At 60.5% G+C, this 13,985-nt stretch carries 16 protein-coding genes; 7 read left to right on the top strand and 9 right to left on the bottom strand.

Annotated features, from left to right (window positions below; translation table 11 throughout):
• Positions 1-16: 16 nt before the first annotated feature.
• The 4 genes from ACVDG9_RS03060 (at position 17) to ACVDG9_RS03075 (ending at position 3,454) form a co-directional block, all read left to right on the top strand.
• On the top strand, positions 17-487 hold the full coding sequence (locus ACVDG9_RS03060; RefSeq protein ID WP_447237268.1) for a MerR family transcriptional regulator: 471 nt from the start codon (positions 17-19) through the stop codon (positions 485-487).
• 90 nt (positions 488-577) lie between these two features.
• Positions 578-1,135, top strand: a complete 558-nt coding sequence (locus ACVDG9_RS03065; protein ID WP_022999787.1) for a GbsR/MarR family transcriptional regulator — start codon at positions 578-580, stop codon at positions 1,133-1,135.
• Between the two features lie 175 nt (positions 1,136-1,310).
• Positions 1,311-1,958: a DUF4166 domain-containing protein gene (locus tag ACVDG9_RS03070; RefSeq protein ID WP_447237269.1), complete on the top strand. Its 648-nt coding sequence runs from the start codon at positions 1,311-1,313 to the stop codon at positions 1,956-1,958.
• Positions 1,959-1,960: 2 nt separating this feature from the next.
• On the top strand, positions 1,961-3,454 hold the full coding sequence (locus tag ACVDG9_RS03075; protein WP_447237270.1) for a TIGR01777 family oxidoreductase: 1,494 nt from the start codon (positions 1,961-1,963) through the stop codon (positions 3,452-3,454).
• Positions 3,455-3,776: 322 nt separating this feature from the next.
• Here the strand turns inward: ACVDG9_RS03075 and ACVDG9_RS03080 are convergent, their stop codons facing one another.
• Positions 3,777-4,535 carry an IclR family transcriptional regulator domain-containing protein gene (locus ACVDG9_RS03080; RefSeq protein WP_447237271.1) on the bottom strand — a complete coding sequence of 253 codons (759 nt, stop codon included), beginning with the start codon at positions 4,533-4,535 and terminating at the stop codon, positions 3,777-3,779.
• A 205-nt stretch (positions 4,536-4,740) separates the two neighbouring features.
• Here ACVDG9_RS03080 and ACVDG9_RS03085 point away from each other — a divergent pair, with 205 nt between their 5' ends.
• Genes ACVDG9_RS03085 through pcaF form a run of 3 tightly spaced genes read left to right on the top strand, consistent with a single transcriptional unit; the run spans position 4,741 to position 7,346 of the window.
• Positions 4,741-5,472, top strand: coding sequence for a 3-oxoacid CoA-transferase subunit A (locus tag ACVDG9_RS03085; RefSeq protein ID WP_062491943.1), 732 nt, complete (start codon positions 4,741-4,743; stop codon positions 5,470-5,472).
• A 1-nt stretch (position 5,473) separates the two neighbouring features.
• Complete coding sequence (locus ACVDG9_RS03090; protein ID WP_447237272.1) at positions 5,474-6,142, top strand: 3-oxoacid CoA-transferase subunit B; 669 nt, start codon at positions 5,474-5,476, stop codon at positions 6,140-6,142.
• A 1-nt stretch (position 6,143) separates the two neighbouring features.
• The gene (gene pcaF, locus ACVDG9_RS03095) at positions 6,144-7,346 is read left to right on the top strand and encodes a 3-oxoadipyl-CoA thiolase (protein WP_447237273.1); all 1,203 of its coding nucleotides are present in this window, start codon (positions 6,144-6,146) and stop codon (positions 7,344-7,346) included.
• Positions 7,347-7,412: 66 nt separating this feature from the next.
• On the opposite strand, the gene ACVDG9_RS03100 is transcribed toward pcaF, so the two are convergent.
• The 8 genes from ACVDG9_RS03100 to ACVDG9_RS03135 form a co-directional block, all read right to left on the bottom strand.
• Positions 7,413-7,793: a hypothetical protein gene (locus ACVDG9_RS03100; protein WP_447237274.1), complete on the bottom strand. Its 381-nt coding sequence runs from the start codon at positions 7,791-7,793 to the stop codon at positions 7,413-7,415.
• A gap of 130 nt (positions 7,794-7,923) precedes the next feature.
• Complete coding sequence (locus ACVDG9_RS03105; protein WP_023002264.1) at positions 7,924-8,787, bottom strand: LysR substrate-binding domain-containing protein; 864 nt, start codon at positions 8,785-8,787, stop codon at positions 7,924-7,926.
• Between the two features lie 63 nt (positions 8,788-8,850).
• A complete protein-coding gene (locus tag ACVDG9_RS03110; RefSeq protein WP_447237275.1) occupies positions 8,851-9,753 on the bottom strand; it encodes a DUF817 domain-containing protein in 903 nt (300 codons plus the stop codon).
• A gap of 133 nt (positions 9,754-9,886) precedes the next feature.
• Entirely contained in the window at positions 9,887-10,630 is a 744-nt protein-coding gene (locus ACVDG9_RS03115; protein WP_447237276.1) for a pyrimidine 5'-nucleotidase, read from the bottom strand.
• Positions 10,627-11,514 carry an acetylglutamate kinase gene (argB, locus tag ACVDG9_RS03120; protein ID WP_023002261.1) on the bottom strand — a complete coding sequence of 296 codons (888 nt, stop codon included), beginning with the start codon at positions 11,512-11,514 and terminating at the stop codon, positions 10,627-10,629. Before argB ends, ACVDG9_RS03115 begins: the two co-directional genes overlap by 4 nt.
• A 98-nt stretch (positions 11,515-11,612) precedes the next feature.
• Positions 11,613-12,260 (bottom strand): ribosome biogenesis GTP-binding protein YihA/YsxC, encoded by a 648-nt coding sequence (gene yihA / locus ACVDG9_RS03125; protein ID WP_023002260.1) that lies wholly within the window; start codon positions 12,258-12,260, stop codon positions 11,613-11,615.
• 136 nt (positions 12,261-12,396) lie between these two features.
• Entirely contained in the window at positions 12,397-13,077 is a 681-nt protein-coding gene (locus tag ACVDG9_RS03130) for a CatB-related O-acetyltransferase (protein WP_447237277.1), read from the bottom strand.
• A 228-nt stretch (positions 13,078-13,305) separates the two neighbouring features.
• Complete coding sequence (locus tag ACVDG9_RS03135; protein WP_447238279.1) at positions 13,306-13,959, bottom strand: transglycosylase domain-containing protein; 654 nt, start codon at positions 13,957-13,959, stop codon at positions 13,306-13,308.
• Positions 13,960-13,985: the final 26 nt, after the last annotated feature.

Genomic DNA, 13,985 nt, shown 5'->3' on the forward strand with positions numbered 1-13,985 from the left:
GTTGAAAGGGGTCGACATGCAGATCAAGGAAGCAGCCGAACGGCTTGGCATTACGGAACGGATGCTGCGCCACTATGAAAAGTCGGGCCTGATGGAAGCTCGCCGTTCGGAAAACGGCTATCGCAGCTATGGTGCCGCAGACTTGCGCCGCGCCGCCCGGATCCGCGATTTCATTGCCACGGGTTTTTCGACGCGCGAAGTTCGTGCGATGGCCGCCTGTCTGTCGGACGAAGGATCCGGGCCTTGCGAAGGCGGTATTCCGCAGCTTCTGAAAAAGCTTGAGCACATCGACCGGCTCAGCGCCGATCTTGAAGCGAAACGCGAAGCCATTCTCGACCGCCTTGCCGTGCTGGAAGAAGCTCTCTCGGTGAGCGCAGACGAGAAAGGTGGCGCCGGATCCGGGATGACCACCCCTGTTCCAGGCCGGGGTTCTGGCACGCCCGGCAGAGGCCGTGTCGATCTGGAGCCTCACGCAAGTGGGCGCTGACGGGCTGACTTGCTGATTTTTTGACACGCGCCGCATCCCCTGGCGAACTTCGCCATTGACATCAATCGAGTTTCGTCACAAATTTCTGTCATGACAGAAATTACCGACAAAGCCGATCCTTCGGCAAAAGAGAAGTTCATCCTCTATTGGGGGGACATGGGCAGCCAGTGGAGCGTCAACCGTTCGGTAGCGCAGATCCATGCATTGCTGTTCCTGAGCCCGGTGCCGATGAATGCGGAGCAGATTTCCGAGGAACTGGGCATTGCCCGGTCCAATGTCTCCAACTCCCTGAAGGAACTTGTCGGATGGCGGCTGATCCAGAGAGTGCCTGTCGCGGGGGATCGCCGGGAGCACTTCGTGGCCGAGACGGACGTCTGGGAAATGGCACTGCTGATTGCGAAGGGCCGCAAGGAACGGGAGATCGATCCGGCGATCCGCGCCATCGATGTCTGTGTGCGCCAGGCGGAAAAGGAAAAGACGCTTGACCCCGTTGCTCTGGAGCGGATGCAGGAGATGCACCAGTTTCTGACCACTGCCGATCGCTGGTCGGAGCAGATGCTGAGCGTGCCGAAGTCGAAACTCGCCAGCTTGATGAAGATGGGCGACAAGGTTCTCTCGCTGCTCAAGATCGGCGGCAAGAAAGGCTGACAGCTGGGGCGAGTCAGGTCTTCGCCTTACCTGGAAGCTCCCATGGAAGTGCCGGACAGCGAGATAAGATCGGGTGAGAGGCCAGTAGGCTTGCCACCCGATTTCAGGCTCAAAATTTTTTGCTAAGTAATTTCTCTTTGTACAGAAATAACCGACATAACAGGAGGGATTGGAAATGCGAAACGCAAGCGCCACTCTGGAGCGGCCCGAAGCTGGCGATCGCCGTTTTCGCGATCTTCTGGGAGAAGCCGCCTGGCATGGCCTGCCAGCGGCCGTCCGCCGCCGGTTCGGCAAACGTCTGAGCGGCGGGGCAAGTGTCGTCTATCAAGGCCTGGTCGTGACCATGCGGATGAACCTTGCCGGAAGCATTCTGGCGCAGCTCGCGCGGCTTGTCGGCGGTCCACTCCCCTTTGACAGATCCTCTTTCAACCAGCCTGCCGTCGTCACCGTCACAGAAGATATTGCGAGCGATGGCCAGTTCTGGATCCGCCAATACGGGCGTAGCTCTGGCTTTCCGCAGGTGATCCACAGTTCCAAGCGGTTCGAAGGCCCAACCGGCATTGAGGAATATATCGGTGCGGGGATTGGCATGGCACTGCGGGTGAATGCGCTGACAGACGGTCTCAGTTTCGTAAGCGACCACTATTTTCTGCAGGCCGGACGGTGGCGGTTGCGGCTGCCCGCCTGGCTCCGGCCCGGAGCGTTGACGATCACACACCGCGACCTCGGCAAGGACCGTTTCCTGTTCACCCTTTCCCTCAAGAGCCGCGTCTTCGGTGAACTGGTTCACCAGGACGCACTCTTTCATGACATGGAGACTTGATCATGGATAATCCCGTTCTCTGGACGTTGATCTCCATCCAGATATTCATGGGCGCATTCGATACGCTCGTGCACCATGAAGGCAGCGAGCGCCTGGCTTGGCGTCCGTCGCAGAAAACCGAACTGCGGCTGCACGGTGTGCGAAATTTCTTCTACGCGGTGATCTTCCTCTGCTTCGGCTGGCTGGAACCGCATGGGGTCTTCACCATGCTGTTGACGGCAATCCTTGTCGCCGAGGTGCTGATCACGCTTTGGGATTTTGTCGAGGAAGACATGACCCGAAAGCTGCCATGGACCGAAAGGATCAACCACACGCTGCTGGCTTTGAACTATGGTGCGATCCTGGTCCTGGCCGCGCCGGTTCTGTGGCAATGGTCGTTCCTCCCCAGCGCGCTGGTGCCCGTCAGCTACGGCTGGTGGAGTGTGCTTTCCTCGGTTTCGGCATTTGGTGTCGGGCTCTTCAGCGCGCGGGACCTGCTTGCGGCCGCGCGCAGCGACAGGCTTGGTGGTCCAGATCCGGCGGGACTGGTTGCAGCCCTGCCACCGCGCCGGCATATCCTTGTGACGGGCGGCACCGGGTTCATAGGTCAGCGGCTGGTGGAAGCGCTGGTGAGAGGCGGCCATTTCGTCACGGTCCTCACGCGAGACCTGCACAAGGCGGATGACCTGGAACACCCTGTCCGTGTGATCACCAGTCTTGACCGGATCCACAATGCCGAGCGCTTCGATGCCATCGTCAACCTGGCAGGAGACCCGATCGCGAGTGGCTTGTGGACGAGCGGCAAACGCGACCAGATCATCGGCTCCCGTGTTCAAATGACCGAAGCATTGCAGGCACTGGTCGGTCGTCTTGACAACAAACCGGCTTGCCTGATCAACGGCTCCGCCATCGGCTGGTACGGTCTGCGCGGTGATGAAACGCTGACCGAAGACGCAAACTTCGAACCTGCCTTCGTCCACGAAGTCTGCGAGCGCTGGGAACAGGCGGCCCAAAAGCTGGAGCGGGACGGAGTGCGTGTCGTGCTCTTGCGGATGGGTCTCGTTCTCGGTGTCGAGGGTGGCATTCTGGCAAAGCTGCTGACGCCCTTTGAATTCGGTGGTGGCGGGGCAATGGGCTCTGGCCGCCAGCGGATGTCCTGGATCGAACGGGACGACTTGGTCCGCATCATTGCCCGCGCGGTGGTAGATGAAACCCTGTCCGGCCCCGTCAACGCCACGGCACCCGTGCCGGTTCGAAATGCGGAATTCACGAGGGCTCTGGCCAAGGCGCTTCACCGTCCGGCATTTCTGCGCCTGCCTGCCTGGGTATTGTCGACGGCGCTCGGCGACATGGGCCGGGAGACGATGCTGGCCGGCCAGCGTGTGGTGCCGGCGAAACTGGTCGCCGCAGGTTTCAGGTTTCGCCACCCGGAACTTGCCCCGATGCTGCAGGTGATCACGGGTGCAAGGGAAGGCGCAGCGCGGGGTGAAGAACAAGAGGCCCGGTCATTGGCTTGAATGGGGCTGAAATGACAAAGTGGTCATGCGCTGCGATCAAAAAGGGGCAGCCGGCTGACACCGGCTGCCCCGACTCACGATCTCCTGTCCATCGTCATCCCGGCCAAGCGAAGCGCGAGCCGGGATCGGAGAGCCACAGGCAGTGCTGTATTGTCCTCTATTGGAAAACCTCGGCTCTCCGATCCCGGATCTTCGCTGCGCTGCGTCCGGGATGACGAAGGAGAGGGCGAGGGAGAAGGTTGAGTGCGAACCTGCAGGCGAAGTGCAACCGAGAGGGAGGCGTTTCGCAAGCACACCCATTTGCCCCTCGTTCAAATACAATTCACGTCAGAAGCGGACGCAATTCCGACTGGACCTTCAAGAGGGCGGGCAGGAACTCCGTTGTTGCCGTTTCCGGCGTGGCGGACGTGCTGCTGTAGCCGATATTCAGCGCCGCAATGGTGTGGCCGTGGGAATTCAGCACCGGAACCGCGATGGAACACAGTCCTGGTTCGACCTCCTGATCGATCGTCGCGAACCCCTGGCTGCGGATACTGGCAAGTGCGGCCAGAATGGCGTCCACCCGGGTGAGGGTCTTTGGCGTCAGCGCTGTCAGGGTCATGGCTTCCAGCCTTGCTCGCGCCTCGCTCTCCGGCAGGGCGGCCAGCATGACGCGGCCCATCGACGAGCAATGGGCCGGCAACCGTGAGCCCGGCATCAGCGCGATCGACATGACTTTCGTTCGGGCGGCCCGTGCCACATAGACGATCTCGTCACCGTCGAGGATCGACACCGACGAGCTTTCGCCGATCTGTTCCGACAGGCGGTCGAGCAGGGGTTGCACCACACGTGGCAAGGGCATGGTGGCAAGGCAGGCAGTCCCCAGCCGCAGCACCTGCGGCGTCAGGGTGAAATACTTGCCGTCCCAGTTTGCATACCCGAGATGGGCCAATGTCAGAAGGCACCGGCGGGAAGTTGCCCGGTCGAGACCGGATGCGTTCGAGACTTCGGAGATCGACTGGCGAGGACGGTCTGCGGTGAAGGTTTCGATAACCTGCAAGCCCTTGGCCAGGCCGCCCATGATGTCCCGCTCTGCAATCATTCGCCGGTCTCTTGCTGATTTTGATTTGTGCGATATGTAAACAAATGAAGCATATCGCACAAATCAATTGGACGAAAGACACCCGCCGTCGCTATCTCCATGGACACGACAAGGGGCGAAATCTGGTCGGCCTTGAGGTGTTGGAACCTTTCGCACTCAAGGCGCACGCAGGAAGCTCCGGGCGTTGCCCGAAAAGGAGACAAAGATGGACAAGACGGTTTCCGACCTTGCCACCGCCGTGGCGGGGATCGAGGACGGCATGACGGTGATGATCGGCGGTTTCGGCGGCTCCGGATCTCCCATCGAGCTGATCCACGCGCTGATCGACCGCTATCGAGAGACGGGGCATCCGAAGGACCTCGTCATCATCAACAACAATGCCGGCAACGGCCATGTCGGCCTGGCTGCGCTCATCGAGGCGGGCATGGTCCGCAAGTTGATCTGCTCTTTCCCGCGCTCTGCCGATCCGGTGGTCTTTACCGAGATGTACCTTGCAGGCGGCATCGAGCTGGAGCTGGTGCCCCAGGGCACGCTCGCGGAGCGGATCCGCGCGGGCGGTGCGGGTATTCCCGCCTTCTACACGCCGTCGTCCTACGGAACGGATCTGGCAAAGGACAAGCCCGTCGGCGAATTCGACGGCCGCATGTATGTGCAGGAACGCTGGCTGAAGGCGGATGTTGCACTGGTGAAAGCCGAAACAGCAGATACCTTTGGCAACCTGACCTATCGCATGGCAGCCCGTAACTTCAATCCGCTGATGTGCATGGCCGCGGCGGAGGCCATCGTACAGGCAAGCCGGATCGTCGAAGCGGGTGGGATCGACCCCGAAGTCGTCGTCACGCCGGGTATCTTCGTTCAAAAGGTCGTTGAGGTGGCCAATCCGCTGCAGGAAGAAGACCTCAACCGCGCCAATGCCGCCTATCCGCTGGAGGCCTGAGATGGAAAAGCTTTCAAACAACCAGATTGCCTGGCGTGCGGCACAGGATATTGCCGACGGCGCCTATGTGAACCTCGGCATCGGCTTCCCGGAAAAGGTCGCCCAGTTTCAGCCAGAGGGACGCGAGGCGATCTTTCACACCGAGAACGGACTTCTCGGCTTCGGCCAGGCCCCGGAGCCGGGTTCGGAGGACTGGGACCTGATCAACGCCGGCAAGAAAGCCGTCACGCTGAAGCCAGGCGCGGCCTTTTTCCACCATGCCGACAGCTTCGCGATGGTGCGCGGCGGTCATCTGGATGTGGCCATTCTGGGCGCTTATGAAATTGCCGAAAACGGCGACCTCGCCAACTGGTCGACCGGCCCCAAGGGTGTGCCTGCAGTCGGCGGGGCGATGGATCTCGTGCATGGTGCCAAGCGGGTTGCCGTCATCACCGACCACGTCACCAAGAACGGCCAGCCGAAACTGGTCAAGCGCTGTTCGCTGCCGCTCACCGGTGTCGGCTGCGTCACTCGTGTCTATACCAGCCTTGCGGTGATCGATATCGAGAAAGGCCGCTTCGTGTTGCGTGAAAAACTGCCCGGCCTGTCGCTTGAAGATCTTCAGGCGGTAACCGGTGCTGAGCTTCTTGTTCCCGGCGCTGTCGCCGATCTTGTTGTTCCCGAGGTGTGAAATGGCTGAAGCCTTTATCTGCGACTATATCCGTACGCCCATCGGCCGCTTCGGCGGGGCGCTGTCCTCCGTCCGCGCCGATGACCTTGGCGCCATTCCGCTGAAAGCGCTGATGGAGCGTAATCAGGACATGGACTGGGCGGGGGTCGAGGAAGTCTTTTTCGGCTGTGCCAACCAGGCTGGTGAAGACAACCGCAACGTGGCGCGCATGAGCCTGCTGCTTGCCGGCCTGCCGGAAACCGTGCCCGGCACCACGTTGAACCGCCTGTGCGGTTCGGGCATGGATGCGGTCATCAGTGCGGCTCGGGCCATCAAGGCGGGTGAAATGGAGCTGGCGATTGCCGGCGGCGTGGAATCCATGTCCCGCGCTCCCTTCGTCATGCCCAAGGCGGAAACAGCGTTTTCACGCCAGAACGAGATTTTCGACACCACCATCGGCTGGCGCTTCGTCAACCCGCTGATGAAGAAGCAATACGGCATCGATTCCATGCCCGAAACCGGCGAGAATGTTGCCGAAGATTATGCCGTCTCCCGCGAGGATCAGGACGCCTTTGCCCTGCGCTCGCAAGAAAAGGCGGCGGCAGCACAGGAAAACGGACGTCTGGCACGGGAAATCACGCCGGTGACCATCCCCCAGCGCAAGGGCGATCCGATTGTCGTCGACAGGGACGAACATCCGCGCGCAACCTCGCTGGAAGCTCTGGCCAAACTGCGGGCACCCTTCCGCGAGGGCGGCAGCGTCACCGCGGGCAACGCGTCCGGCGTCAATGACGGTGCGGCAGCCCTGATCGTTGCGTCCGAGGCAGCGGTCCGGAAGTATGGTCTGACGCCGATCGCCCGCATTTCCGGCGGTGCGACGGCAGGCGTCGAACCGCGCATCATGGGTATCGGCCCGGCACCGGCAACCAAAAAGCTGTGCGAACGGCTTGGCATCAAGCCGACTGATTTCGATGTTGTCGAACTCAACGAAGCCTTCGCAAGCCAGGGCATTGCCGTCCTGCGCCAGCTCGGAATTGCCGAGGATGCACCCCACGTCAATCCGAATGGCGGTGCCATCGCACTCGGGCACCCGCTTGGCATGTCGGGCGCACGTATTGCCGGCACGGCTGCTCTGGAGCTGCAGCAGCGCGGCGAAAAGCGCGCCCTTGCAACCATGTGCATCGGTGTCGGCCAGGGTATCGCGATCGCGCTTGAAAGCGTCTGATCGTCGGTCGGCAATTGTCAGGTGGAACGGCCGGGCATCACGCCTGGCCGTTTCGCTATCTGCTCCTCAGGGATTGAGGACGATCACCTTGGTCTGACCGCCATTGCAGGTGTAGCAGCAGTTGGAACAGCGATTGCGGTTCTTGTAGCCCACGCCCCAGTAGAGATTGTTGCGATTTCGCACCCAGGCGCCATAGCAGACCTTTTCGCCGCGCTGGCAGGATATGTTGATCGTTTTCGTCGAAAAGTCGTCGAGCACGTAGATCTTCTTGTTGCCCGGCCAGACGTGTCCGCGGCGGGTATCGGAATAGAGTTCCACATCGACAATGTTCGGGTGTTTGCTTTCGAACCGCCAGTGCAGTGTTTCCGCTGATGCCGGCAACGCAGCGGCGGCAAAATAAACAAATGAGAACGCCAACAAGGCGGCGCTCAAAAGCCCCTTACGCATAATACTTCCCCCAAAGTATCCCCATGAAAAGCTGCGCCGGACCATTGTGTTGAATGGTTATCTGGCAGCTCGCGCAAATAATGGGGCCTTTTTGAAGAAGATGGCAAGCAGGCGTTGCCAATTGCAGTGTTCAGACAGTGGTTTGCAGCCAGTCGCGAAAGGCGGCCACGGGGCGGGTCAAGGTGCGGGCGGGCGAGCGCACAAACCAGTATCCGGTCTCCAGTTCAACCAGTTTCCAGTCCGGCATGATCAGGTGTCCTGCCTCCAGTTCCTGGGAGACGAAGCGTCTGTCGATCACGATCGCGCCCATGCCTGCTATGGCAGCCTGGATGGCAAGATCCCGGCTCTGCAGCACGGTTCCCGATTTCGTGTCCGAATGGCTGAGCCCGGCCTCCTCCAGCCAGCGCACCCAGTCGCCACGCCGCGAGGCGCTGTGCAGAAGTCTGAGGCCGCTCAGAACGGATGTGTCGGTGGCATCCTTGCCACGCAGCAGACCGGGTGCCAGGGCCACCGCCAGGTGTTCCTTCCACAAGAGGTGGCTCTCGACACTCGGCCAGTTGCCGGTGCCCAGCCGTATGGCGCAATCGTAGTTTTCGCGATCGAGATCAACCATGCGAGTGGAGGCGGACAACAGCAGTTCCACATCCGGCTGGCTCGCCTGGAAATCCGGCAAGCGGGGGATCAGCCAGCGGGTGGCAAAGGTCGAGACGGTGCTGATCCTCAGCTCCGTCCGGCCGCGCCGGCGGAAGCTGTCGACAGCCTCTTCGATGCGGTCGAAGGCATCGCCCATGCTCAGGGCCAGGCGCTGTCCTTCTTCTGTCAGGGTGAGCCCGCGACCATCCCGGTTGACCAGCGTCGCACCAAGCTCGTTTTCCAGCTTGCGCATCAGGTGGGACAGCGCCGAAGGCGAAACCCCGAGCTTTTCGGCCGCAAGCGACGCACGCCCGTGGCGGGCCAGCAGGGAAAAGGCATGTAGCGCACGCAGGGACGCCATGGTCGATCTCCGGAAAGTTGAATATTCTTCAATAATGAACCCCGGAGACCCTGTCGAGATCGGTCAGGCATTTTCGGCGGAACTTTCCCTTTTCGGCCTGTTCACAAGCGTGACCAGTACAAAGGAAATGATCATCAGAAGCACCCATGCATTCAACTTTGCGATTGAAACCAGTGTCCATGCATCGGCCTGGTCCGGATACTGCCAGGCGCGGGCGAAAGTGCCGATATTCTCCGCAATCCAGATGAACAGGGCGACCAGAAAAAAGCCCAGCACCAGCGGCATCTTGTGCCTGTAGCGGAACACCGAATAATGGACCCAGGTTCGTCCAAAGAGCAAAAACAGCAAGACGAAAAGGCCAAGCCGCAGGTCGATGATGAAATGGTGGCTGAAGAAATTCACGTAGATCGCGAGCGCAAACAGCCAAGTGGTCCACAAGGGTGGATAGCCGGTGTAGGCGAAGTGGAATATCCGGGAAACGCGGGCGAGATAGCTGCCGACGGAGGCATACATGAACCCGGTGAACAGGGGCACGCCGCCGATGCGGAAGAGGCTTTCCTCCGGATAGACCCAGGACCCGGCGGAGGTCTTGAAAATCTCCATGACCGTGCCGACCACATGAAAGATCAGAATGATCCTGGCTTCGTCCAGCGTTTCCAGACGCGTGGCAAGCATTGCGATCTGAAGACCAAGGGCCGCGAGAAACAGGAAGTCGTAGCGACTGAGTGCGGCGTCTTCCGGATAGACGAACCGCGTCAGAAGGATGATTGCGAGCAGTAGTCCGCCGAAGATGCAGGCATAGGCCTGCTTCAGGCCGAAGGCGAGAAACTCCGTCGCCGCCAGACCGAACAAGCCCTTGCCGAAGACCGGACGCAGCCTGTGCAGGAGGTGATTGATGAGCCTTTCCGTTCCGGAGCCTGGACGGGAGGGGGCTTGTAGAGGTTGGACGATCCCGGTGAGTAACATGTAACGCCTCAGCTGAAGATACCGGCCGGTCCGCAAGCGGCCGGCAGGTCTTCTATGCATCTGGCGATGTGCAGGAACTGTGCAGTGCCTTCACAGTTTTCAGCAATATTGCGAGCTGACCTGCGGTCGGGCGCTAGCTGATGGCGCCGAGCACGGCCTTCAGGAAACCGGTCAGTTCATCGGTGACGAAATCCACATGCGGATAGGGTTCGCCTTCCATGTCCCAGGTTTCCTGGAACACATCCCGCGTGCCGGTCGGCAGGATCAACGTCGTGCACATGCCAAGCGCATGCGGCACGCTCAGGTTCTTGGCCAGGTCCTCAAACATGGCAGCACGTGCCGGCGCGACGCCGGTATGTGCCAGGAAACGTTCGTAGGTGACCTTGTTGGGCTTGGGCACAAGATCCGCCGAGACGATGTCGAAGATATCCTCGAAATGATCCGCGATGCCGAGCGCAGTCGCCGTGCGTTCCGCATGTGGGCGGTCGCCGTTGGTGAAGATGAACTTCCGGCCCGGCAAGGCCTCGATCGCGGCTGCAAGGTCCGGATCGGGTTTCAGGGTCGAGTAGTCGATATCATGGACGAAACGCAGGTAATCGTCCGGGTCGATGGCGTGGTTGGTCATCAGCCCGCGCAGGGTCGTGCCGAACTCGTGATAGAGTTCCTTCTGATGCGCCATCGCCTCATCGGGCGGCAGGTTCAGGATCTTCTGCACATAGCGCGAGATCTGCTCGTTGATCTGCGGGAACAGGTCGCTCTCGTGAGGGTAGAGCGTATTGTCCAGATCGAATACCCAGGCTTCGACGCCTTTGAAGATCCTCAGGTCGCGGCGATGAGCCTGCGGGCCCTCGTGGGGCAGGGGGCGTTTTCCTGTCACGGGCGGATCAACGTCCCTGCGCCGCCGTCGGTGAACAGTTCCAGCAGCACCGCGTGCGGTACCTTGCCGTTCAGGATGACAACGCCTTCAACGCCGCGGTCCAAAGCTTCGATACAGGTTTCGACCTTGGGGATCATGCCGCCGGAAATGGTCCCGTCGGCAATCAGCTCATGCGCCTTGGCAACGGTGAGCTGCTTGATCAGGTTGCCGTCCTTGTCCAGAACGCCGGGCACGTCCGTCAGGAACAGCAGCCGTTTGGCGTTGAGCGAGCCCGCAATGGCGCCGGCAGCGGTGTCGGCGTTGATGTTGTAGGTCTCGCCGTCTTCGCCCGGGGCGACCGGGGCGACAACCGGAATGATGTCTTCCTTTAGCACCAGCTTCAAAACGGTCGGGTCGACCTTGTCCGGTTCGCCGACGAAGCCGAGATCGAGAACGCTTTCGATGTTGCTGTCCGGATCAACCACGGTCCGGGTCAGCTTGCGGGCGGTCACAAGGTTGCCGTCCTTGCCGCACAGTCCGACCGCGCGGCCGCCTTCGGCATTGATCAGCTGGACGATTTCCTTGTTGATCGAACCGGCAAGAACCATCTCGACCACTTCGACGGTGGCCCTGTCTGTGACGCGCAGACCGCCCTTGAACTCGCTGACGATGTTCAGCCGCTGCAGCATCTTGCCGATCTGCGGCCCGCCGCCATGAACCACCACCGGATTGACCCCGGACTGGCGCAGCAGCGTGATGTCGCGCGCAAAGGCCTGGCCGAGTTCCGGATCGCCCATGGCATGGCCGCCGTATTTCACGACAACGGTCTTGTTGTCGTAGCGCTGCATGTAAGGCAGGGCATGGGCAATGATGTTGGCGCGTGTGGCGGTGTCAGGCGTGGTCATGGAACGGAAATACTCACCGTGGCTGGGAAAACGTCTCGCGAAAGTCCCCTGCTATAGCCGGTTTGAAGTGGCTTCACAATCGGCGCAGGAGTGACGGGTCACTGGGTGGCCAGAAGAAACAGCTCCGCCCGCAGTTCGTCGACACCGCGGTTCTTTTCCGAGGACGTGGCCAGAATCTCCGGATGGGCGGCGACCCGTTTGCGCAGGATTGCCTTCGTGTCCTCGATGAGGCGAACGAGTTGCGGCGGTTTGATCTTGTCGGCTTTGGTCAGCACGACCTGATAGACGACGGCTGCCTTGTCGAGCAGTTCCATCGCTTCGAGATCGTTCTTCTTGATGCCGTGACGGCTGTCGATCAGAAGGATCACACGGCGCAGGTTCGGCCGACCGCGCAGATAGGAAAACACCAGCTGGGTCCAGGCCTCCACCAGTTCCTTGGGCGCCTGCGCATAGCCATATCCCGGCATGTCGACGATCGTCAGCGGCGTCTCGGGAGCAATGAAGAAGTTCAGCATCTGTGTCCGGCCCGGGGTTGCCGAAGTCCGGGCAAGGTCCTTGCGTCCGGTCAGCGCGTTGATCAGGCTGGACTTGCCGACGTTCGACCGTCCCGCAAAGGCGATCTCCGCTCCGGCCGCTTCCGGCAGGTTGGCCATGTCGGTGACGCTGGTGAGAAAATCCCACGGACGGCAGAACATCAGCCGGCCGGCTTCGAGGTCTTCATCGGAATATTTTTGTTCTTCGCTCATAAGCGCCTTCTACCCTGCCTGAAAGCAACCGTCACTAGTTTTGGCGTGCCGGTTCAAGCCTGCAACCCCGCAAGGCGCACCCATTTGAAAGGGACGCCTTGCAGGTCTTTTGGTCCGCACGGCCGGACTGTTCGGATCAGGCGCTGTTTCGTTTGGCATCACACTCACCGCCCAACCCTGTCGCGGCCGCCTCCAGGGCCTCGATATCCGCGCCGCGGATCGCATTGAGGTTCCGGGAGATCGTCTCGGCCGGCCAATCCCACCAGGCGATTTCAAGCAGCCGTTCGATAGTGGCTTCATCAAACCGGAGTTTTACCACCCGGGCAGGATTGCCGACCACCACCGCATAGGGCGGGACGTCGGACGCGACCACCGCGTGCGCGCCGATGATTGCCCCGGAGCAGATGGTGACACCGGGCATCACTGTTGCATTGGTTCCGAACCAGACATCATGACCGACAATGGTATCTCCCTTCAGGTGGTCGAAAATGGTCGCAGGATCGAAGCCCTGTTCCCAACCGTTTTGGAAGATGTTGAAAGGGTAGGTCGAAAAACCCGTCATGGCATGGTTGGCACCACTCATGATGAACGTCGTTCCCTGCGCCAGCGCGCAGAAATTCCCGATCTTCAGCCGGTCGCCGACAAAGTCGAAGTGATAGCGCACATTGCGGCTTTCAAACTCCGCTGCGTGGTTTTCATCGTTGTAATAGGTGAAGTCACCCACTTCGATGGTAGGGCGGGTGATCACGTTTTTCAGGTAAACCGTGTGCGGTTCGCCATTGAAGGGATGGAGCGTGTCGGGGGACGGGCCGTGCATGGGGCCTCCTTAAAAGCAAGAAAACAAGGGAAATTGGAAAACGCGTGTTGGACGCGGTTGACCTGCCGGTGAGCGGCTTCGCCTTGCGGATCAGGTCTTGCTTTATCGGATCATTGGTCCAGGCACTCCAAACGGGATCGGTTGAAAGACGCGAGAGCCTCGCGTCAAGGGTCGGGATAAAAACACGAGGTTCCGGCGCCGGTCAAGGTGGAACCTTTTAGGGCTTGTCTATTTGTCGCGGCAGCCTTCCAGCCAGACGTCGCCATTGTCCAGCGGTTTGCAACTGCCGGCAACCAGGCGTTCGATCCGCGCAACTCGGTCTTCAAGTTTCGGATCGTCTTTTCCAAGATGGTAGGTGGACGGGGCGATAAGGACCGCGACAAGGGAGAGAAATTCCCTCTCGGAAAGCTCTGCCGGAGCTTTCCCGTAAATGGCATTGCTTGCCCTGAAGAACCCGGTCATCCAACCGTCGGGCCCATGGCCCATTTCCAGGGTGTCGAGCCAGAGAGCCAGAATTTCCTGCTTGGTAAGCTCATGTTCCAGCCCGATTGCGTAACCGGTCTGCCGGATCTTGGCGATACCGGGCTGGAATGTTTCGAAACCGACGCGTTTGGCAAGCGATTGGGTAATCGTGGTGAGACCGCCTCCGGCACTGGATAGATCAACACCGGAATGGTCCACAAAGCCGGGATCCTCGACCTGCAGCAATTTCGCAAGTTGCCTTGGCCCAAGATCGACACCGCCTCGGCCGCCGGCAATCAGCCTGTCGGCGCGCGCGGACAGGCGAAAGGCATCGGCTCGGGCATCGAGATAACCGGCAAATCCGTAAACAAAGGCGGCGGCAGTCAGAAGCAGGACGAGGGCGGAAAGGATTTTGAGCACGCGCAAGGGACACCTCCGGAAATATA

This window comes from Roseibium sp. RP-7 (assembly GCF_053005225.1).